This is a genomic window from Sphingomonas pseudosanguinis, assembly GCF_014196255.1.
Taxonomy (GTDB): Bacteria; Pseudomonadota; Alphaproteobacteria; order Sphingomonadales; family Sphingomonadaceae; genus Sphingomonas; species Sphingomonas pseudosanguinis.
Map to the genome: position 1 here is coordinate 1 of NZ_JACIDH010000014.1, position 19,241 is coordinate 19,241.

The window sequence follows — 19,241 nt, forward strand, 5'->3', positions numbered from 1 at the left end:
GGCTCGCTACCCGCTTCGACCGCAACATCAAAAACTTCATGGCCGCCATCGCTCTCGCCGCAGCCGTCATCTGGTGGTTATGAGTCCGGACCCTAAATTGCCACCACCCTTCCTCCCTCCGTTCAGGCTGAGCGAAGTCGAAGCCCACGCTTCCGCCCGAGACGCAATCCCTTTTGGGAAAGGGATTCCCTTGGCCTTCGACTGCGCTCAGGCTGAACGGAGGTTGGGTATGGCGGGCCTTGCAATCGGCGCTTTTGAGAGGTGCCCCTATAAACGGCCGCCACCTCCCTCCCCTCCGTTCAGGCGGAGCGTAGTCGAAGCCTACGCCCGCTCCTGCGCCTCACGCCCATCCCTTGGCCCTCAACGCCGCCCAAGCAAACCGCAGGGCAAATACGGAAAGACCACGCAAAGGCCAGCGATCCTGCCCTACCCCCTTTACCCCCGCGCGCTGCCGGCCCATTAGGCCGCGCATGAGCGCCAATGACGATCTCAAAGCCCTGATCCGCACGATCCCGGACTTTCCCAAGCCCGGCATCCAGTTCCGCGACATCACCACCCTGCTGCTCGACCCCGGCGGCTTCGCCCTCACTATCGAGCGGATGGCCGCCGCGACGCGGGGGGACATCGACCTCGTCGCCGGGATCGAGGCGCGCGGTTTCCTGTTCGCCGCCGCGCTCGCCGCGCCACTCAAGGCCGGCGTGCTGCTGATCCGCAAGGACGGCAAGCTGCCCGGCGCGACCATCGCCGAGGATTATGCGCTTGAGTACGGCCAGGACCGGATCGCGATCCATGAGGATGCGCTGGTCCCCGGCGCGCGCGTGCTGCTGGTCGACGATCTGATCGCCACCGGCGGCACCGCGCGCGCCGCCGTCCGGCTGATCCGCAAGGCGGGCGGCGTGGTCGAACAGGCGCAGTTCCTGGTCGACCTGCCCGATCTCGGCGGCGCCGATGCCCTGCGCAAGGAAAACATCACCGTCGATGCGCTGGTGTCCTTTCCGGGGCACTGATGCGGCTCGCGCTCTATGAGCCGGACATTGCCGGCAATGTCGGTACGCTGATCCGCACCGCCGCCTGTTTCGGGGTGGCGGTCGATCTGATCGAGCCGATGGGCTTTCCCTATTCGGACCGGGCGCTGGCGCGATCGGCGATGGACTATGCCGACCGCGCCGAGGTCGTGCGGCACGCCGACTGGGCAGCCTTTCGCGCCGCGACGCGCGGCCGGATCGTGCTGGCGACCACGCTGGGCGCGATCCCCCTGCCCGAGATGCGGTTCCAACCCGACGACGTGATCCTGCTCGGCTCGGAGGGCGCCGGCGTGCCCGCCGCCGTGCATGACGCCGCCGACATCCGGGTCCGGGTGCCGATGCGCCCCGGAGTCCGATCGCTGAACGTTGCGATCACCGGCGGGATTTTGATGGCCGAGGCGCGGCGCCAGACCGGTTGGGACCAAATGCCCGGTTGACCACGTCCCCCGCCCCGGCTCAGGAACCGGGGATCATGACCAGCCGCACCCCCGACATCGCGCTCGACGCCGAGCAGGATTCCGCCCGCCTCTGGTTCGAAGCCTTACGCGACCGGATCTGCGCCGCGTTCGAGGCGATCGAGCGTGAAGCCGGGTCCGACGCCGCGTTCCAATACACCGCCTGGGACCGCACGGACCCCAGCGGCGAGGCCGGCGGCGGCGGCGTGCGCGGGGTGATGAAGGGCCGGGTCTTCGAAAAGGTCGGCGTCAATGTCTCGACCGTCGGCGGCACGTTCGAGGGGCCGTTCGCCCAGACCATTCATGGTGCGGGCGACGATCCGCGCTTCGTCGCGACCGGCATCAGCCTGGTGGCGCATATGGCCAACCCGCATGTGCCGGCGGTGCACATGAACACCCGCTTCCTGACCACGACCAAGCGCTGGTTCGGCGGCGGCGCCGACCTCAATCCGCCGCTGCCCATCGAAGAGGACACCGCCGACTTCCACGCCCGGCTGCAGGCGGCCTGCGACGCGCATGATCCGGAGCATTATCCGCGCTTCAAGGCATGGGCGGACGACTATTTCTACATTCCGCATCGCCAGGTGCATCGCGGCGTCGGCGGCATCTTCTACGATCATCTCGAAGGCGATTTCGACGCCAATTTCGCCTTCACCCGCGATGTGGGCGAGGCGTTCCTCGACATCTTCCCGCGCATCGTCCGGCGGCGCATGGGCCTGCCCTTCACCGAGGCCGATCGGGCGCAGATGCTGGCGTGGCGCGGGCGCTATGCCGAGTTCAACCTGGTCTATGATCGCGGCACACTGTTCGGGTTGAAGACCGGGGGCAATATCGATGCGATCCTGATGAGCCTGCCGCCGCTCGCCACCTGGGAGTAAGCCGGTGGCGCTGATCCCCGTCGAGTCCAGCGAGATCGCCACCATCGTCACCACGCTGGAGATGCGCGAACGGCCCCGGCCACGGCCGATGCCCGCCTCGCCGCTGTCGCTGGTCGCGTGGAAGACGCCCGATCTGGCCAAATATCGCGCGCTGTTCCAGCGGGTCGGCGCACCCTGGCTGTGGTTTTCGCGGCTGGTGATGGACGATGCGACGCTGGCGGCGATCGTCCATGATCCGGCCGTCGCGGTGTTCGCGGTGGTCGACCGCGCCGGGATCGAGGTCGGGATGCTCGAACTCGACCATCGCCAGCCGGGTCAGTGCGAGATCGGCTATTTCGGGCTGATCCCCGAGCTGGCCGGGCGGGGCCGTGGCCAATGGCTGATGGCGCAGGCGCTGATGCGCGCCTGGACCGCGCAGGTCGAGCGGGTGTGGGTGCATACCTGCACGCTGGATCACCCGGCCGCACTCGGCTTCTATCGCAAGCAGGGCTTCGTGCCGGTGTCGCGCGCGATCGAGACCTTTCCCGATCCCCGCGACCTGGGCGTGCTGCCCGAGGATGTCGCGCCTCAGATCCCCCGGCTGGCCAACCGGCGATAGGCCGCGACCGCGATCAACACCTGCGCCAGCCCGGCGGCCATGCCGGTGGCGGCCGCCCCGCCCTGCACCAGCGCCATTGCGACGGGATTGCCGCCGCTCGCCTCGATCCGGTCGCCCAGCAGCAGGAAGGGCTGCGCCGCGATCATCCCGCCCAGATAGGTGCAGCCCGCCAGCGCCGCCATCGACAGGCCCGTGCCGCGCGTCAGCACCACCGACCGCGCGATCGCCGCCAGCGCGGGCATCCGCCGCTCGGCGAACAGCACCGGGCCGACCAGCATCAGCCGGCCCGCGACATACAGCCCCGGCAGGATATAGAGCAGCATGCCCACTCCCGTGGGCAGCGCGACCAGGATCATCGCCAGCAAAAAGCGCGGCGCGACCCGCAGGCCCAGGCTCAGCGCCTGCCCCACGCTGAACCGCCCCCCGCTCAGGACCAGGGCGAACAGCGCCGCCGATCCGATCATGCCGATCGCATAGGCGGCGAAGTACCAGCCGCCATAATGGCCCGCCCAGGTGCCGACCGAATCGAACCACGCGATGGCGCGCGCGGTCGCTTCGCCCTGCCCCCCGCCCGGCGCGGGTTCGGCGGGCAGCGGCGGATCGGGCACCAGCAGGGCCACCGCCAGCGGCGGCCAGAACAGGAAGGGCGCCGCCAGGCGGATCAACAGATCGCGGTCCCGGCGGAACAGGCTCCACGCGTCCCGCAAGGTCGCAACGATAGGCAATGGCATCAGATCAGCGGTGAACCGTCCTCGGGGTGATGCGGCGCGGCCACCGGAACGCCGGCGGTCGCGACATAGAGCCGCGCGATGAACACATAGGCCATGGTCATGAAGCCGGCGGTCACGATCGATCCGACCAGACCGGTCAGCGCGAGCACCCAGGTGATCCGATCGGCCCCCAGGATCAGGCGGAAGATCAGGCCGGCCACGCCTTGCACCGCCGCCGCTGCGACGAAGAAGACGATACTGAACAGGATGGTGATGCCGATCAGCCGCCAGGTCATGCCCCTGGTCAGCGCGATCGAGCGACGAATGGCCCCCAGCCCGCGCCGTTCGTTGAGCACCACCGCATAGGTCAGCATCAACCGCGCCATCAGCCAGAAGCCCAGCACCACCAGGGTCAGCGCATACAGACCGATGAACAAGGCGGCGCCGGAGGGCAGCGGCGGCATCAGCGCGGGATTGCCCTGCGCCGCCACCGCCCGGGTGAAGTCGAAACCCGACAGGCCCAGCACGACGAGCGGCACGAACACCACCAGCGCGATGATCAGGCCCATCGCGAACGCCACGCCCAGCAGCGGCAGCAGGCGTCGGACGCCGGCGCGCGATGCCTCGGCCGAGGTCGTCGCCGGATGCGTCGCCAGCGCCATGATGGCCAGCTGCGCCCAGATGCCCAGCACGATCGCGATCAGCCCGACGAGCAAGCCCGTCGCGCTCGCGCTGGCGGACATCTGCGCCATGCTGGTCTGGGGGACCAGCAGGACCTGCAACATCGTAGGGAGGACGAAGCCGATCGCGGCAAAGGGCACGAGCATGCTTGCCCTGCCCGCCAGCACCTGTTGGGTGCTGTCCCATACCGATCCGATTCTGACGGTCATCCTTGGCCTCCCTGCCGCTTATGGCCACGACGGCGTGACCATCCCCTGTCCTGTGTCGTCGCCTTGCCTAGCCGATCCCCCCGCGCAACGCCATCACCGCCCCGGGCGACGAGCCGCGCCGCCCGCTTGCATCGCCGCCGCCCGAGGCGCAGATAGCGGGCATCGTGACCCAGCCCCCCGACATGCCCGATATCGAATGGCGCATCAGCGCCGGCCAGACCCCCTATGATCAGGCGCTTGCCGAAATGGAGGCGCGCGCCGCCGCCGTGGCGGCAGGCGAGGCGCGCGAGCTGGTCTGGCTGCTCGAACATCCGCCGGTCTATACGGCGGGGACCAGCGCCGATCCGGTCGAGCTGGTCGATCCGCGCTTTCCCGTGTTCCAGACCGGGCGCGGCGGCAAATACACCTATCACGGCCCCGGCCAGCGCACCGGCTATCTGGTGCTGGACCTCAGCAAGCGCGGGCGTGACGTGCGCCATTTCGTCCATAGCCTGGAGGCCTGGCTGATCGCCGCGCTCGCCCGGCTGGGCGTCCATGCGTTCCAGGCGGACGGGCGCGTCGGCATCTGGACGCGCGACGGCGGACCGGAGGCCAAGATCGGCGCGATCGGCGTGCGCGTGCGCCGCTGGGTGACGCTTCATGGCTTTGCGATCAACGTCGCGCCCGACCTGTCCCATTTCGGTGGGATCGTCCCGTGCGGCCTGCCCGAATTCCCGGTCACCAGCCTTTTTGCGTTAAACGGCGTCAAGTCGTTGGAAACCTTTGACGAGGCGCTGGCGTTCACCTTTCCGGCCTTTCTCGACAGCCTCCATCCGGTCGGACAAAACGAGGCTTGAGGACCGGGCGGTATCCGATTAATGTCCACCCCGATTTGGGTATTAAGGGCCAGCAAGCCGTTCCAAATCCTAAATATCAAGGGAGCTTCCAATGCGTGCAATCATCTCCAAGGTCCTGATGGGCTCGGTCATCGCCGGCGCGGCGCTCGCGGTTTCGGCTTGCGGCTCGAAGACCGAGAACACCACCGACGCGAACATGGTCACCGACATGAACGCGACCGAAGGCATGGACACCACCACCGACAACATGACCGCCGTCGACGGCACCATGAACGGTGGCATGATGGCCAACGACACCATGGGCAACGACATGATGATGTCGAACGACACCATGATGACCAACATGTCGAACGCCATGTAATCATCGTCGGGGTCATTCCCACGATGAAGGGGCCGTCCGGGCGACCGGGCGGCCCCTTTTTCTTGCGGCGCGGCCGGCCATGAATATCACCCAAGGGGGTCCTGATCCTGCGGCATCGGCCGATCCCTCCACCTCTTGCGAACGTCCTGATCTCGTTACTTTTCGAGAACGATGGCGCATGCGGAGATTGTAGAATCGGTGACGATTTTCATTGGGTCGCACCCCGAAAAGCGTTATGTTTCGGGACGCTTTTCGAAGCCCTACGGGGGAAGGATCACATAGAGATGAAGGTGGTGCGTACCGCGCTGGCGGCCGGCGTGGCGTTTTGGGGGATGGGTGCCGCCGCACCCGCATCGGCGCAATTCTTCCTGCAGCCCTATAACTTCCAGGGAAAGCCCGTTCGCGGCGACGAACCCGGCATCGGTCAGCCCCTGCCGGGCGCGACGCCGGCGGAGCTGCGCGCGGGCGTGCTGTGGAACATGCGCTCGGCGCTGAACGTCGCGGCGCTGCAATGCCAGTTCGAACCCATGCTGTCCTCGGTGGTGAACTATAACGCCATCCTGAAGGACCATGATTCCGAGCTGAAGGGCGCGTTCGACACGCTGGGCGCCTATTTCAAGCGGACCAGCAAGACGCCGCGCGAGGGCCAGATGGCCCTCGACCAATATGGCACGCGCACCTATTCCAGCTTCTCGTCGGTCGCGGGCCAGCTCGGCTTCTGCACGACGGCGGGTTCGATCGCGCATCAGGCGGTCTTCACCCCGCGCGGCCATCTGGGCGAGCTGGCGGTCGACCGGATGCAGGAACTGCGCAACAGCCTGGTCCCCTATGGCGAGCAGCGCTTCCCGCGTTATGTCGGCCGCGAACAGCGGTTCAACGTGACGATGCCGCGCCTGGATGCGCTGTGCTGGAACAAGAAGGCCGAATGGGTGCCCAAGAAGTGCGGCGCGCAGAACTGGCCGCCCGCCGGAACCGCCGCCGCGACCAGCATCGCGGCACGCTGAACGCCAATCCTCCCCAAGCTGTGCTTGGGGAGGGGGACCGCCGCGAAGCGGTGGTGGAGGGGCAGGAACGTCGGCGGGGGCATGAACCCCAGCGGCCGTGACACCCCTCCGTCAGGCCTGATGGCCTGCCACCTCCCCTTGCAGGGGAGGAAAATCCAGCCCCTCCCCTTTTCGCGCGGAATTTGCTAGGCGCGCGCCCATGCTCAATCTGAATGGCATCACCGTGCGCCTGGGCGGCCGCACGATCCTCGACGGCGCATCCGCCGCACTCCCCCCCGGTAGCCGGGTCGGCCTGATCGGCCGCAACGGTGCGGGCAAGTCGACGCTCGTCCGCGTGATCGCGGGCCAGCTGGAGGCCGATGACGGCGCCTGCGAAATGCCCAAGGGCGCCAAGCTCGGCTATATCGCGCAGGAAGCCCCCGACGGCACCGCCACCCCGTTCGAGACGGTGCTGGCCGCCGATATCGAGCGCGCCGAACTGATGGAGCGCAGCGAGACCGAGAGCGATCCCGAAAAGCTGGGCGACATCTATGAGCGCCTCATCGCGATCGACGCCTATACCGCCCCCGCGCGCGCCTCCAGCATCCTGCAGGGGCTCGGCTTCGACGAAGCGATGCAGGCGCGGCCGCTGTCCAGCTATTCGGGCGGCTGGAAGATGCGCGTGGCGCTCGCCGCCCTCCTGTTCTCCGCGCCCGACGTGCTGCTGCTCGACGAACCGTCGAACCACCTCGACCTCGAAGCGGTGATGTGGCTGGAGGATTTCCTGAAATCCTACCGCGCGACGATCCTGCTGGTCAGCCATGAGCGCGACTTCCTGAACAATGTCGTCGACCATATCCTGCATCTGCAGGGTGGCAAGGTGACGCTCTATCCGGGCGGTTACGACTCGTTCGAGCGCCAGCGCGCCGAGCGGATGGCGCAGCTCGCCGCCGCCAAGGCGAATCAGGACGCGCAGCGCGCCAAGTTGCAGGACTATATCGCGCGCAACTCGGCCCGCGCCTCGACCGCCAAGCAGGCGCAGAGCCGCGCCAAGATGCTGTCGAAGATGCAGCCGATCGCCGAGATGGCGAACGATCCGTCGCTGTCCTTCGACTTCCCCGATCCCGACCAGCTGCGCCCGCCGCTTATCACGCTGGACCTAGCGAGCGTGGGCTATGCCGAGACGCCGATCCTCAAGCGGCTGAACCTGCGCATCGACCCGGACGACCGGATTGCGCTGTTGGGTCGCAACGGCAACGGCAAGACGACGCTCGCCCGCCTGCTCGCCGCGCAGCTGACGCCGATGGAAGGCGACATGAACTCGTCGGGCAAGATGCGGGTCGGCTACTTCACCCAATATCAGGTCGAGGAGCTCGACACCGACGACACGCCGCTCGAGCATATGACGCGCATCATGCGCGGCGCGACCCCGGCAGCCGTGCGCGCGCAGCTGGGCCGGTTCGGCTTTTCGGGTGACAAGGCGACGACCAAGGTCGGCAAGCTGTCGGGCGGCGAACGCGCGCGCCTCGCGCTGGCGCTGATCACTCGCGACGCGCCACACATGCTGATCCTCGACGAGCCGACCAACCACCTCGACGTCGACGCGCGCGAGGCACTCGTCCAGGCGCTCAACATGTACAAGGGCACGGTCGTGCTGGTCAGCCACGATCGCCACATGCTGGAGATGACGGCGGATCGACTCGTCTTGGTCGACAACGGCACCGCCAAAGAATTCGACGGGTCGCTCGACGATTACATCGCCTTCGTCCTGAAGGGCGATGCGGGCCAGGGCGACGCCGCGTCCAAGGCGGACCGGGCGGCGAGCAAGAAGGCCTCGGCCGAGCAGCGCGAACGCTTCAACGCGATGAAGAAGACGCTGCGCGGTATCGAGGACGAAATGGCCAAGCTGACCCGCGAGCGCGACGCGCTGGACAAGGCGATGAACGATCCCGCGGCGGCCGAACCGCGCCATGCCAAGCTGTCGATGGGCGAACTCAACAAGCGTCGCGCGGAGGTGGTTGACAAGCTGGCCGAGGCGGAAACGCGCTGGATGGAAGCCGGCGAGGCGATGGAGGCGGCGTAAACCCGTTCCTCCCCTGCAAGGGGAGGTGGCAGGCCGAAGGCCTGACGGAGGGGTGTCGCGGTATGCGAGAGGGGGCCGCTCTTACGGTCGGGGACACTCCTTCTACCATGCGAAGCCTCTAGCCAACCGTCTGCACTGAGCGAAGTCGAAAGGGACTCCCATGGGCTTCGACTGCGCTCAGCCTGAACGGAGGTTTGGGGGCAGATGGCCCATAAAGCAGGCTGTTCCCCGGCGAAGGCCGGGGTCCAGTTGCCGGGCGCTTTCGAGGGGGCGGGGCTGTTGCCTCCCACGCACCGGATTGCGCGCCATAGCGTTCGCACTGAGCGAAGTCGAAAGGGCTTCCCGTGGGCTTCGACTTCGCTCAGCCTGAACGGAGGTTTGGGGGGCAGGTGGCCTATAAAGCAGGCTGTTCCCCGGCGAAGGCCGGGGCCCAGTTGTCGGGCGCTTTCGAGGGGGCGGGGCTGTTGCCTCCCACGCACCGGATTGCGCGCCATTGCGTTCGCAGAAACTCGCCCCCGTCCTTCGCCGGGGTACGCCAGGCAATTACGCTTCGGCTTCGTCCGAACCCTCTTCCGCACCATCGGCGGGATTCTCGATCCACGCCTCGACCTCGCCGTTCAGCTTCAGGGTCAGCGGGCGGCCGTGACGGTCGACCTTCTTGCCCAGCGCGACGCGAATCCAGCCTTCGGAAATGCAATATTCCTCGACGTCGCGGCGCTCATTGCCCTTGAAGCGGATGCCCACGCCCCGCGAGAGCAGGTCCTGGTCGAAATAGGGGCTGTCCGGGTTGGTGGACAGGCGATCGGGAACGGTATCGGTCATGCTCCGCGCCTTACCGCCGATCCCGGCACCCTGCCAAGCAGGGCACCTAAGAAAAAAGCGGCGCCGGGATCGCTCCCGACGCCGCCATGGGCCTTAGTTACAGACCTGGACCGGCACGTTGCGGCCCCAATAGGGGTCCCAGCGCCAGTCGTTCCAGCAGCGCGGCTGATAGCTGCGATACTGATAGGTGACCGCCGGTGGCGCGTAATAGGGATCATAGCCACGGTCGTAATAATAGCCGCGATCATAATAGCGCTGGCGGTTGTTGCTGCTTGCGATCGCCGCGCCGACACCCAGGCCCAGGATACCGCCCAGCACCGCGCCGGCGACCGCGTCACCGCCACGATCGCGGTGATAATAGCCGCCACCCCAGCCGCCACGGCCCCAACGCTGCGCCTCGGCCGGCGCGGCGGCGGTCAGCGCCGTCGCACCCAGCGCCAGGCCCAACCCCAACTTCTTGAACATCCCGTTCATTTCGAACCTCCAATACTGATACGCCCGGTCCGCTGTTCGCAAAAACGCGCATTGTGCGTCCGTGTTGCCTTTCCTGCCACGACGGGGCTGAATGGTGTTGGAATACCGCGTTTAGTCGCGGTTCAGGAGGAGAGCGGATCATGGCCTATTGGCTGCTGAAATCGGAGGCCGACAGCTATGGCTGGGACGATCTGGTCCGTGACGGCGCGACCGAATGGGACGGCGTTCGCAACGCCGCCGCCGCCAATCATTTGCGGGCGATGCGGCCAGGCGACTCGGCGCTCTTCTATCATAGCGGCAAGGACAAGGCGGCGGTCGGCATCGCGACGATCACCCGCGCCGCCCAGGCCGATGGCGACGACGGCCGCTGGGTCTCGGTCGCGATCGCGCCCGACCGGCCGCTCCTCCGCCCCGTCACGCTTGCGGCCATGAAGGCGGAGGTGCGGCTGACCGACCTGCCGATGCTGCGCCAGTCGCGGCTGTCGGTATCGCCGGTGGGGGATGGGGAATGGGCGACGCTGATGGCGATGGCGGGGCTTTAGCCCAGGCTATAGGCGTAGGCCGCCGCCTCGCGAACCTGCTCGGGCGTGGGCCGTACACCGGTATAGAGGACGAACTGCTCCAGCGCCTGGATCGTCGCCACCTCGGTGCCGGTGATGATCCGCTTGCCCAATGCTTTCGCCGTTTTCAGGAAGCGCGTTTCGGGCGGATATTGCACCACGTCGAACGCGATCTCGGCCTCCGCGATCATCGCCTCCGGAAAGGGTGACTGATCCGCATTGCCGCCGGTCATGCCGATCGGCGTGACGTTGATGAGCAGCGGCGCGCCCGCTTCCGGCTCGGCGGTCCAGTCGAAACCGTAAAGCGCGGCCAGACCCTGCCCCGCCGCCACGTTGCGCGCGACGATGGTGCCGTCGGTGAAGCCGGAGTCGCGCAAGGCCGCCGCCACCGCCTTGGCCATGCCGCCCGACCCGCGCAGCACGAAAGGCGTGGCCGGGTCGATTCGCGCGATCAGCTCGACCACGGCGGCATAATCGGTGTTATAGCCGGTCAGCCGCCGGTCATCGTTGACGATGGTGTTGACGCTGTCGATCGCCGCCGCCGACCCCGCCAGCCCGTCGAGCATCGGGATCACGGCTTCCTTGAACGGCATCGAGATCGCGCAGCCCCGGATGTTCAGCGCGCGGATACCGCCGACCGCACCCGCCAGATCGGTGGTGCTGAACGACTTGTAGACATAGTCGAGCCCGGTCAGCTCATAGAGCCGGTTATGGAAGCGCGAACCGAAATTGCCGGGCCGCGCCGACAGCGACATGCACAGCCGCGTATCGCGGCCGATGGGGGGCTTGGTGGTCATGGGCGTGGTGTAGCGGAGCGGACGGACGGGTGCACCCCCGTGGGCGGGATTCGCGTGGCCTTCGACTTCGCTCAGGCCGAACGGGGGTTTGACCCCAAGGCCCGTTCAGCCTGAGCGAAGTCGAAGCCCACGCCCCGCCCCCTCACCGCAACAGGCGCGGATCGATCACCACATGCCGGATACGCTGCCGGTTCCAGGTATAGGTCACATGCACCAACCCGTCGCGCGTTTGGATGACCGCCGGATAGGCATAGCCATCGGGCATCGGCCTGCTCTCCAGCGTCAGGACGTTGCGCCAGCGCACGCCGTCCTCCGACAGCCCGATATTCAGCGGCCAGCGCGGCCCGTCGCCGGGCGTCGTCGGCGCATGTCCGCTATGGTTGTAGACGATCAACTGCCGCCCATCGGCCAGCGTCACCGCATCGGTGCCGGCATTGGGATTGGGCAGGTCGATCGCCGCGATCGGCGACCAGGTGACGCCATTATCCCGCGACCAGCTTTGCGCCAGCGCCCCCTGCCGCGTGCGCGCGACCAGTTCCAGCGCACCGCCCGGATGGAACAGGATGCTGGGCTGAATCGCCTCGATATGCATCGGGCTGGCGATTCGCGGGCCGACCGTCCACGTCCTGCCCTTGTCGGCACTGCGCTCGATCCGCAGCGACCAGATATTGGTCTCGGCCGTCCCCTCCTCACGGCTGGAGGGAGAGAGCCAGGCGCCATCGGCGGCGACGACCGGCTTGTTCTTGATCGGGCCGAGCACGCCGTCGGGCAGCCGCTCGGGCCTGCCCCAGTGCCGCCCGCCATCGCTCGAGCGGATCACCATCCCCCACCAGGCGCGCGGATTGGGGCCGACCTTGTAGAACAGTTGCAGCGGCGCCCCCGGCGGCTGGAACAGCACCGGGTTCCAGGTCGGGTAACGCTGTCCATCGGCGCTGACGCCGTCCGCCACCGGCACCGGCTTTTCCCAGCCCCGCGCCCCATGCCGGGCGAACCAGATGCGGACATCGGGGCGGCTCTCCCCCGAACCGGCGAACCAGGCGGCGGCCAGCGTATCGTCGGGAAGCTGGACGATGGTCGAAGCATGCGCTTGCGGGTAAGGGGCGTCGGCGTCGATGAATTCGGACAGCAGGATCGGCGAGCGTGTCTTGCCGGCCGGCGCGGCGCTGTCTGGGGCCGACAGGGGCGCCAATGTCATGGCCAGCCAGGCTGCGATCCTCATGCCGTCATATCCTTCCGAAGCCTAGACCGTGATGACGTCGCACTGAATCGACGCGAGCCCCTCCCCTTCAGGGGAGGGGTTGGGGGTGGGGCGTCATGGCAAACTGCCGGCCAATGGAAGCGCCCCACCCCCGGCCCCTCCCCTAAAGGGGAGGGGGGAGTCCATCTCATGTCATCCGGCCATAAGAGCCCGCGAATAGGCAATATGAGCTAATAAGAAAATAGGGTTGGGCTGTGTTATCCTACCCCTCCGTTCAGCCTGAGCGAAGTCGAAGGCCACGCCCGCCCTTCCGTTCCGGGGCATTTGGCCAAGTGTTTCCCTTGGCCTTCGACTTCGCTCAGGCTGAACGGGGGTAGAGTGTGGGTCAGCGGCCGCGAAGGACATCACCCCACCCCAAAGAAAAAGGGCCGGACGTTTCCGCCCGGCCCTTGCCCCATTACGCCGCCTTCGAGCGCGCCGCGCGCTTGCGCTCGTTCGGGTCGAGGTAGCGCTTGCGCAGACGGATCGACTTCGGGGTTACTTCGACCATCTCGTCGTCGTCGATATAGGCGATCGCCTGCTCCAGCGTCATCTTCTTCGGCGGGGTCAGGCGGATGGCGTCATCCTTGCCGCCCGACGCGCGGAAGTTGGTCAGCTGCTTCGCCTTCATCGGGTTGACCTCAAGGTCATCCGTCTTGGCGTTCTCGCCGATGATCATGCCTTCATAGAGCGCCTCGCCGTGACCGACGAACAGGATGCCGCGCTCTTCGAGCGGACCCAGCGCGTACCCTTGCGCTTCGCCAGCGCCGTTCGAGATCAGAACGCCGTTCTTGCGGCCTTCGATCTTGCCCTTGTGGGGGCCGTAACGCTCGAACAGGCGGTTCATGATGCCGGTGCCGCGCGTGTCCGACAGGAACTCGCCGTGGTAGCCGATCATGCCGCGCGAGGGCGCCGAGAAGGTGATGCGGGTCTTGCCGCCGCCCGACGGGCGCATGTCGGTCATCTCGGCCTTGCGCAGGTTCATCTTCTCGACGACCGTGCCCGAATATTCCTCGTCCACGTCGATGATGACGGTTTCGTACGGCTCGGTCTTCTTGCCGTCCTCGTCCTCACCGAACAGCACGCGCGGGCGGCTGATGCCCAGCTCGAAGCCTTCGCGGCGCATCGTCTCGATCAGAACGCCCAGCTGGAGTTCGCCGCGACCGGCAACTTCGAAGCTGTCGCGGTCATCGCTCTCGGTGACCTTCACTGCGACGTTCGATTCCGCTTCGCGCATCAGGCGGTCGCGGATCATGCGGCTGGTGACCTTCGAACCCTCACGGCCCGCCATCGGCGAGTCGTTGACGGCAAAGCGCATCGACAGCGTCGGCGGATCGATCGGCTGCGCCTTCAGCGGCACGCTGACCGAGGTGTCGGCGATGGTGTTCGCCACGGTCGCGACGGCAAGCCCTGCCAGCGAGATGATGTCGCCCGCCTTGGCTTCGTCCACCGGCACGCGGTCCAGACCGCGGAACGACAGGATCTTCGACGCGCGGCCGGTTTCGATGACATTGCCATCGGCGTCGAGCGCGTGGATCGCCTGGTTCAGCTTGACCGTGCCCGAATTGACGCGGCCGGTCAGGATGCGACCCAGGAAGTTGTCGCGGTCGAGCAGCGTCACCAGGAAGGTGAAGGGCACGTCCTCGACCTCGACCTTGGGGGCGGGCACGTGGTTCACGATCGTCTCGAACATCGGGATCAGCGTGCCTTCGCGCGCGTCCATGTCGGTCGAGGCATAGCCGTTGCGGCCCGAGGCGTAGAGGACGGGGAAGTCGAGCTGCTCGTCATTCGCGTCGAGCGAGACGAACAGGTCGAACACTTCGTCCAGCACTTCCTGGATACGCGCGTCGGCGCGGTCGACCTTGTTGACGACGACGATCGGCTTCAGGCCCAGCGCCAGCGCCTTGCCGGTCACGAACTTCGTCTGCGGCATCGCGCCTTCCGACGAATCGACCAAGAGGACGACGCCGTCGACCATCGACAGGATGCGCTCCACCTCGCCGCCGAAGTCAGCGTGGCCGGGGGTGTCGACGATGTTGATGCGGATCGACTCGTCGCTGCCCGGCGGAGTCCAGTCGACCGAGGTCGGCTTGGCGAGAATGGTGATCCCGCGCTCCTTTTCCAGGTCGTTGGAGTCCATCGCGCGCTCTTCGACGCGCTGGTTGTCGCGGAAGGTGCCCGACTGGCGGAACAGCTGATCGACCAGGGTGGTTTTGCCATGGTCGACGTGCGCGATGATCGCCACGTTGCGGAGGCTCATGCAGGATTTCTCTTGTTCGGAGGGTATGTCGGCGCGCGCCATAGCCGAAATGCTCGGCAAACGAAAGGGCAGCGCGGATATTGCACCGCACAAAGCTGGATAACAGTTAAAACTCGCGAAAAACCGCCTGGTTCCTCCCCGGCACGGGGAGGTGGCAGCCCGCAGGGCTGACGGAGGGGGGGCTTCCCCACAGGACGTCCTTTGCGGCACGCCCCCTCCACCAGCCTGCGGCTGGTCCCCCTCCCCGTACCGGGGAGGATCATTTGGCCCTGGGCACGACCTTCAACGTCCAGTCGGTATCCGGCCGCAGGAAGCGCTGCGCCACCGCCTGAAGGTCGGCGGGACCGATCGAGACGAAATCCTCGGCCAGCCGCTTCGTCGCCTCGATCCGTTGCGGATCATAGGCCGCGCCGCCCAGTCGCTGCATCCAGAACTGGTTGCCCGACGACATGCGCAGCAGCCGCTGCGCCATCGGCCGCTTGATGCGTTGCAGCTCGTCGGTATCGATCGGCTTGGCGGCCAGATCGGCCGCGATCGAGCGCGCGGTGGCGAAGAACAGGTCGACCTTGTCGGGCGCGACATTGCCGATCGCGATCATGCGCCCGCCGCTGGGCAAGCCGATCGGCCACTGGCTGGCGACCTGCGGGCTGTAGCTCGCGCCCGCTTGCGACCGCAGCCGGTCGAACAGTCGGTCGGCGAACACCTGCGCCAGGACGTCGAGCCGGTTGCGGATGCGGTCGTCGGCCGAACCGCCGCCGGTCGGCCAGGCGATCACCGCCGAGGCCTGGTCCGCCGGGCCGCTATGCGTGCGCTCGACCGGGGTAGCGACGTGAGCTGGGAAGCGGATCGGCGGCACCGGGCCGGCGTCGGCCTTGCGTGCCGGGATCGCGCCCAGGCTGGCGGCGACCGCCTTGATCGCGTCATCGGCCTTCACATCGCCGAAGATCGAGACCTCGATCGGGCCGGAAGCGAGCAGCGGCGCCCATAGCGCCTTGAACGATTCCGGCGTCGTCGCCTCGACCACCGCGCGCGGCGGCGTGCCCCAGCGCGGGTCGCCATCGCGCAACAACCGCTCCAGGTCGCGGCCGAGCACGCCGTCGGGCGAGGAATCGAAGCCCTCATAGCCGGCCAGCATCGCCGCCTTGGCCCGGTTAATCGGCGCCGCGTCCCAGCGCGGGGCGACCAGCTTGGCGGCGATCAGCTTAAGGTTATCGGCATAATCGTCGGGCGAGCTGAGCGCGTTGAAGGCGAAGGCATCGTCGTCGATGTCGAAGTCCATGCCCATGCGCCGCCCGGCCGTCAGCCGGTCGAGATCACCCTGGTCGAACTTGCCGATGCCGCCCGCGACCAGCGCCATGTCGGCGGCCCAGGCCGCGCTCTCGCGCCCGGCGGGCAAGGCGTCATAGCCGCGTCCGAACCGGACCCGCAGATAAACGCGCCCCGTCTCGCCGTCATTGGCGAGCAGCAACAGGCGGGCGCCATTGGCGAAGACGATCTTTTCGACGCCCAGTTCGGGGAAACGCTCGCGGCTGACGACCTTGCCGGGCGTGCCCAGCTTGGGCAGCTGCGCGAAGGTAATGTTGCCCTGTCGGCGGCGATCCTCGGCGAGCGGACGGACATCGGCCTTCAGCGCGGCGGTCAGCTGCGCCACCGCATCGGGCTGCGGCGTGCGGGTGTTGACCAGCGCGCGGGTGGCGGTGCCCTGGAAGATCTTGCGGGTCGAGGCCAGCACCGTCTCCGGTGTGAACATCCTGGCTGCCACCGCCTGTTTCAGAATCTGATAGCTGGTGTCGGGCGCGGTCACCGTTTCACGAATGTCGAGCGCGCCGACCATGTCGTCGGCCTGCTTGGCACCGGCTTCGACGCGGGCGGTTTCGACCTGGGTGCGCATGATCGCGTCGTAATCGGCCAGTTCGCGGTCGATCTCGGCTTGCGTCGGCGGGGTCGCCATCGCGTCGGCGATGACCGCGCGCACGTCCTTCAGCGCGGCTTCCCAATTGTCGCCGATCGGCACGACATTGACCGTCGTCATATTGGCCGAGCGCGACACGTCGTCGAGCGACACAGCGGCCTGCAGGAAACTGCCCCCGGCCCGCGCGCGATTCTCTAGCCGCCGGCTGATCAGCCGTGCGGCGACCATGTCGACCATGCGCTTCTGGTTGAAGATCGCGGTGTCGCTTTGATATTGCCATGGCCGCAGCACCGCCATCGCGACCATCGGCGGCATCGACGGCTCGACCAGCGCGCCGACGGCGGGGGCATCGGCCTTGGGCTTGCCGAAATCGGGATCGGGCGGATTGGCGCCGACGCCCTTCCAGTCGCCGAAATTCTTGGTGACCAGCTTGGCCAGCAACAACGGGTCGAGGTCGCCTGAGATGATGACCACCGCACGTTCGGGGCGATACCAGCGATCGTGGAAGGCGCGCACGCTCTCGGGTGTCGCGGCCTCCAGCGTGGCGAGCTGGCCGATCGGCGAGCGCTCGGCGAGCGGCTGGCCGGCGAAGAAGGTCTCGCGCACCTTGTCCGAATAACGGACCTGCGGCCCCGGCTGCTCGCGCCGCTCGGCCAGCACGACCGGACGCTCGGCATTCAGCGCCTGCGCGGTCAGCGCGGGGGCGGCCATCATGCCGGCCAGGATCTTCAGGCTTTCGTCGAGCCCGCCCTCGGTCGCGCCGGGCAGGTCGAGCTGATAGACGGTCTGGGTCGGCGTGGTCGAGGCGTTGGAGTCCGACCCGAAGGTTGCGCCCAGCCGCTGCCAGATGCGCTTGGCCTCGCCATCGGGCACATATTGCGATCCTCGGAACGACAGATGCTCGATCAGATGGGCAAAGCCGCGCTCCGTGTCGCGCTCGTTGAGCGAACCCGCATCGATCCGCACGCGGACCGCCACCTGCCCCGGCGGCACGCCGTTGCGGCGCACGGCATAGCGCAGGCCGTTGGGCAGGGTGCCGAACTTCCACGCCTTGTCCTGCGGCAGGTCCGAATCGCGGTAGAGCCAGGCCGACTGGTCGACGCCCGGAATGGGCGGCAACGGCGCCAGCGGATCGCGCGCGCCCTCCGGCTTGGGCGCGGGGGCCACGGTCGCGGGGACGGGCATCCCCTGCGGCACCGAACGGGTGTCGGTCGGCGACGACTGGGGAGCCTGGCCGATGACGGGAAGCGCCAGTCCGAGAAGGACCGGCAGGGCAAGAACACGCATCACGCGGGACGAAAACGCCATGCCCCCTCTTATCGCGCCCGGCCCCGGACCGCCAGCCGCGCATCGTCGCCGCCCCATAATCGCCATGGTCGGGCCATGCGAAGCCGGTCCCGCGCCATCATTTGGACCCACATCACGCCTAGTCCGGATGGCGTCGGCGCAGCGGCACGGGACAGGAAAGCCCCGGTCGCAAGGGCCGGGCCGGGGATGTGCGGAGCGTTATGACCAAGTCGATGAATGCCGGTGTCCAGCGTCATGCGCCGGGCGCAATATGGCACAAATCGGGCGAACCCCTGCGGGCCGCCGCCCCATCCGCGTCCGCCCGCCCCGATCTGTCGCTGGTCACGCCGCCGCTCGCCGAAGCCCATGACGCGCCGCCGGCCGCCGGCCGCCTGGCCTGCGGCCTGCAGGGCTGGGCCGATCGGCTGATCGCCTCCTGCTCGCTGGTGTCGACGGCCCCGGTCCTCGACGTGCGGGAGTTCGACTGGACCGCGCCTCTGCGCGGACATTGGACCAGCGTGCGCGACGAGGCGCTGGCGATGGTCGGCGATCAGCGTGAGGCGATGCTGTGGCGGGGCGGGGCGGCCATGCCCGACGCGCTGGCCCGCTGTCCCGACACCGCGACCCTGCTGGACCATATCCCCGCCCTGGAATCGGCGGCGTTCGTCACCCTGCCCGCCGCGACCCATTGTCCGGCGCGGCGCGGCGTCACCAAGGCACTCATCACCTGCGATCTGGCGCTGGCGGTGCCGCGCAGCGGCGATGTGCGGATGCGTGTCCATGACCGCATCGTCCGCTGGGCCGAGGGCGAGACGTTGATGTTCGACGACAGCGTCTCGCACGAATCATGGAACGAGGCGAACGGCCCCCGGCTGATCCTGCGCGTCCGCTTCGCCCGGCCGCTGCGCCGCCCCGGCCCCTGGCTGGCGCGGCCCATCCTGACGCTGTTGCGACGTCATTCGGCCGCCCGAGGCCGCTTCTGACGTCTTGATCGGCATCAAATCCACACGAAACGGCACGGTGCGACGACCGCGTTAACTTTTCGATAACCCGGCAAAGACAAAGGCGCAAAT

18 protein-coding genes are annotated in these 19,241 nt (G+C 67.6%); 10 read left to right on the forward strand and 8 right to left on the reverse strand.

Going from position 1 to position 19,241, the window contains the following annotated elements:
• Positions 1–470: 470 nt before the first annotated feature.
• The 4 genes from GGR48_RS13375 to GGR48_RS13390 are packed head-to-tail and all read left to right on the forward strand — an operon-like array spanning position 471 to position 2,956.
• A complete protein-coding gene (locus tag GGR48_RS13375) occupies positions 471–1,007 on the forward strand; it encodes an adenine phosphoribosyltransferase (RefSeq protein WP_183952348.1) in 537 nt (178 codons plus the stop codon).
• Positions 1,007–1,462, forward strand: coding sequence for a tRNA (cytidine(34)-2'-O)-methyltransferase (locus GGR48_RS13380; RefSeq protein WP_183952349.1), 456 nt, complete (start codon positions 1,007–1,009; stop codon positions 1,460–1,462). The genes GGR48_RS13375 and GGR48_RS13380 overlap by 1 nt, the downstream gene beginning before the upstream one ends.
• A gap of 35 nt (positions 1,463–1,497) precedes the next feature.
• Positions 1,498–2,358: an oxygen-dependent coproporphyrinogen oxidase gene (hemF, locus tag GGR48_RS13385; protein ID WP_183952350.1), complete on the forward strand. Its 861-nt coding sequence runs from the start codon at positions 1,498–1,500 to the stop codon at positions 2,356–2,358.
• 4 nt (positions 2,359–2,362) lie between these two features.
• Positions 2,363–2,956, forward strand: a complete 594-nt coding sequence (locus tag GGR48_RS13390; RefSeq protein WP_183952351.1) for a GNAT family N-acetyltransferase — start codon at positions 2,363–2,365, stop codon at positions 2,954–2,956.
• Here GGR48_RS13390 and GGR48_RS13395 read toward each other — a convergent pair.
• On the reverse strand, positions 2,926–3,663 hold the full coding sequence (locus GGR48_RS13395) for a YciC family protein (protein ID WP_206362461.1): 738 nt from the start codon (positions 3,661–3,663) through the stop codon (positions 2,926–2,928). The genes GGR48_RS13390 and GGR48_RS13395 overlap by 31 nt on opposite strands.
• A gap of 23 nt (positions 3,664–3,686) precedes the next feature.
• Complete coding sequence (locus GGR48_RS13400) at positions 3,687–4,556, reverse strand: DUF7847 domain-containing protein (protein ID WP_183952353.1); 870 nt, start codon at positions 4,554–4,556, stop codon at positions 3,687–3,689.
• A 164-nt stretch (positions 4,557–4,720) separates the two neighbouring features.
• On the opposite strand from GGR48_RS13400, the gene lipB reads away from it, so the two are divergent.
• The 4 genes from lipB to GGR48_RS13420 all read left to right on the forward strand — a co-directional run bounded on the left by lipB (position 4,721) and on the right by GGR48_RS13420 (position 8,819).
• Positions 4,721–5,392 carry a lipoyl(octanoyl) transferase LipB gene (lipB, locus tag GGR48_RS13405; protein WP_338110498.1) on the forward strand — a complete coding sequence of 224 codons (672 nt, stop codon included), beginning with the start codon at positions 4,721–4,723 and terminating at the stop codon, positions 5,390–5,392.
• A gap of 91 nt (positions 5,393–5,483) precedes the next feature.
• A complete protein-coding gene (locus GGR48_RS13410) occupies positions 5,484–5,753 on the forward strand; it encodes a hypothetical protein (protein ID WP_183952354.1) in 270 nt (89 codons plus the stop codon).
• A 284-nt stretch (positions 5,754–6,037) separates the two neighbouring features.
• A complete protein-coding gene (locus tag GGR48_RS13415; RefSeq protein ID WP_183952355.1) occupies positions 6,038–6,757 on the forward strand; it encodes a hypothetical protein in 720 nt (239 codons plus the stop codon).
• A 199-nt stretch (positions 6,758–6,956) separates the two neighbouring features.
• The gene (locus tag GGR48_RS13420; RefSeq protein ID WP_183952356.1) at positions 6,957–8,819 is read left to right on the forward strand and encodes an ABC-F family ATP-binding cassette domain-containing protein; all 1,863 of its coding nucleotides are present in this window, start codon (positions 6,957–6,959) and stop codon (positions 8,817–8,819) included.
• Positions 8,820–9,362: 543 nt separating this feature from the next.
• Here GGR48_RS13420 and GGR48_RS13425 read toward each other — a convergent pair.
• Positions 9,363–9,641: a DUF3297 family protein gene (locus GGR48_RS13425; protein WP_183952357.1), complete on the reverse strand. Its 279-nt coding sequence runs from the start codon at positions 9,639–9,641 to the stop codon at positions 9,363–9,365.
• Positions 9,642–9,734: 93 nt separating this feature from the next.
• Complete coding sequence (locus GGR48_RS13430; protein WP_183952358.1) at positions 9,735–10,115, reverse strand: hypothetical protein; 381 nt, start codon at positions 10,113–10,115, stop codon at positions 9,735–9,737.
• A 140-nt stretch (positions 10,116–10,255) separates the two neighbouring features.
• Here GGR48_RS13430 and GGR48_RS13435 point away from each other — a divergent pair, with 140 nt between their 5' ends.
• Positions 10,256–10,657 (forward strand): EVE domain-containing protein, encoded by a 402-nt coding sequence (locus GGR48_RS13435; RefSeq protein ID WP_183952359.1) that lies wholly within the window; start codon positions 10,256–10,258, stop codon positions 10,655–10,657.
• Here GGR48_RS13435 and GGR48_RS13440 read toward each other — a convergent pair.
• The 4 genes from GGR48_RS13440 to GGR48_RS13455 all read right to left on the reverse strand — a co-directional run bounded on the left by GGR48_RS13440 (position 10,654) and on the right by GGR48_RS13455 (position 18,189).
• The gene (locus GGR48_RS13440) at positions 10,654–11,472 is read right to left on the reverse strand and encodes a shikimate 5-dehydrogenase (RefSeq protein WP_183952360.1); all 819 of its coding nucleotides are present in this window, start codon (positions 11,470–11,472) and stop codon (positions 10,654–10,656) included. The two genes, GGR48_RS13435 and GGR48_RS13440, sit on opposite strands and share 4 nt — an antisense overlap.
• Before the next feature lie 142 nt (positions 11,473–11,614).
• Positions 11,615–12,691 carry a sialidase family protein gene (locus GGR48_RS13445; RefSeq protein WP_183952361.1) on the reverse strand — a complete coding sequence of 359 codons (1,077 nt, stop codon included), beginning with the start codon at positions 12,689–12,691 and terminating at the stop codon, positions 11,615–11,617.
• A gap of 436 nt (positions 12,692–13,127) precedes the next feature.
• Positions 13,128–14,969 (reverse strand): translational GTPase TypA, encoded by a 1,842-nt coding sequence (typA, locus tag GGR48_RS13450; RefSeq protein WP_183952362.1) that lies wholly within the window; start codon positions 14,967–14,969, stop codon positions 13,128–13,130.
• A 259-nt stretch (positions 14,970–15,228) separates the two neighbouring features.
• Positions 15,229–18,189 (reverse strand): M16 family metallopeptidase, encoded by a 2,961-nt coding sequence (locus tag GGR48_RS13455; RefSeq protein WP_183952363.1) that lies wholly within the window; start codon positions 18,187–18,189, stop codon positions 15,229–15,231.
• 200 nt (positions 18,190–18,389) lie between these two features.
• Between GGR48_RS13455 and GGR48_RS13460 the strand changes: the two genes are divergently transcribed.
• Complete coding sequence (locus tag GGR48_RS13460; RefSeq protein ID WP_183952364.1) at positions 18,390–19,151, forward strand: aspartyl/asparaginyl beta-hydroxylase domain-containing protein; 762 nt, start codon at positions 18,390–18,392, stop codon at positions 19,149–19,151.
• The last annotated feature ends 90 nt before the right edge of the window (positions 19,152–19,241 follow it).

Bases quoted from the DNA above. Each gene is read 5' to 3' on its own strand.
- GGR48_RS13375 (WP_183952348.1), top strand. From the start codon at position 471: ATGAGCGCCAATGACGATCTCAAAGCCCTGATCCGCACGATCCCGGAC.
- GGR48_RS13380 (WP_183952349.1), top strand. From the start codon at position 1,007: ATGCGGCTCGCGCTCTATGAGCCGGACATTGCCGGCAATGTCGGTACG.
- hemF (WP_183952350.1), top strand. From the start codon at position 1,498: ATGACCAGCCGCACCCCCGACATCGCGCTCGACGCCGAGCAGGATTCC.
- GGR48_RS13400 (WP_183952353.1), bottom strand. From the start codon at position 4,556: ATGACCGTCAGAATCGGATCGGTATGGGACAGCACCCAACAGGTGCTG.
- GGR48_RS13410 (WP_183952354.1), top strand. From the start codon at position 5,484: ATGCGTGCAATCATCTCCAAGGTCCTGATGGGCTCGGTCATCGCCGGC.
- GGR48_RS13415 (WP_183952355.1), top strand. From the start codon at position 6,038: ATGAAGGTGGTGCGTACCGCGCTGGCGGCCGGCGTGGCGTTTTGGGGG.
- GGR48_RS13420 (WP_183952356.1), top strand. From the start codon at position 6,957: ATGCTCAATCTGAATGGCATCACCGTGCGCCTGGGCGGCCGCACGATC.
- GGR48_RS13425 (WP_183952357.1), bottom strand. From the start codon at position 9,641: ATGACCGATACCGTTCCCGATCGCCTGTCCACCAACCCGGACAGCCCC.
- GGR48_RS13430 (WP_183952358.1), bottom strand. From the start codon at position 10,115: ATGAACGGGATGTTCAAGAAGTTGGGGTTGGGCCTGGCGCTGGGTGCG.
- GGR48_RS13435 (WP_183952359.1), top strand. From the start codon at position 10,256: ATGGCCTATTGGCTGCTGAAATCGGAGGCCGACAGCTATGGCTGGGAC.
- GGR48_RS13440 (WP_183952360.1), bottom strand. From the start codon at position 11,472: ATGACCACCAAGCCCCCCATCGGCCGCGATACGCGGCTGTGCATGTCG.
- GGR48_RS13445 (WP_183952361.1), bottom strand. From the start codon at position 12,691: ATGAGGATCGCAGCCTGGCTGGCCATGACATTGGCGCCCCTGTCGGCC.
- typA (WP_183952362.1), bottom strand. From the start codon at position 14,969: ATGAGCCTCCGCAACGTGGCGATCATCGCGCACGTCGACCATGGCAAA.
- GGR48_RS13455 (WP_183952363.1), bottom strand. From the start codon at position 18,189: ATGGCGTTTTCGTCCCGCGTGATGCGTGTTCTTGCCCTGCCGGTCCTT.
- GGR48_RS13460 (WP_183952364.1), top strand. From the start codon at position 18,390: ATGACCAAGTCGATGAATGCCGGTGTCCAGCGTCATGCGCCGGGCGCA.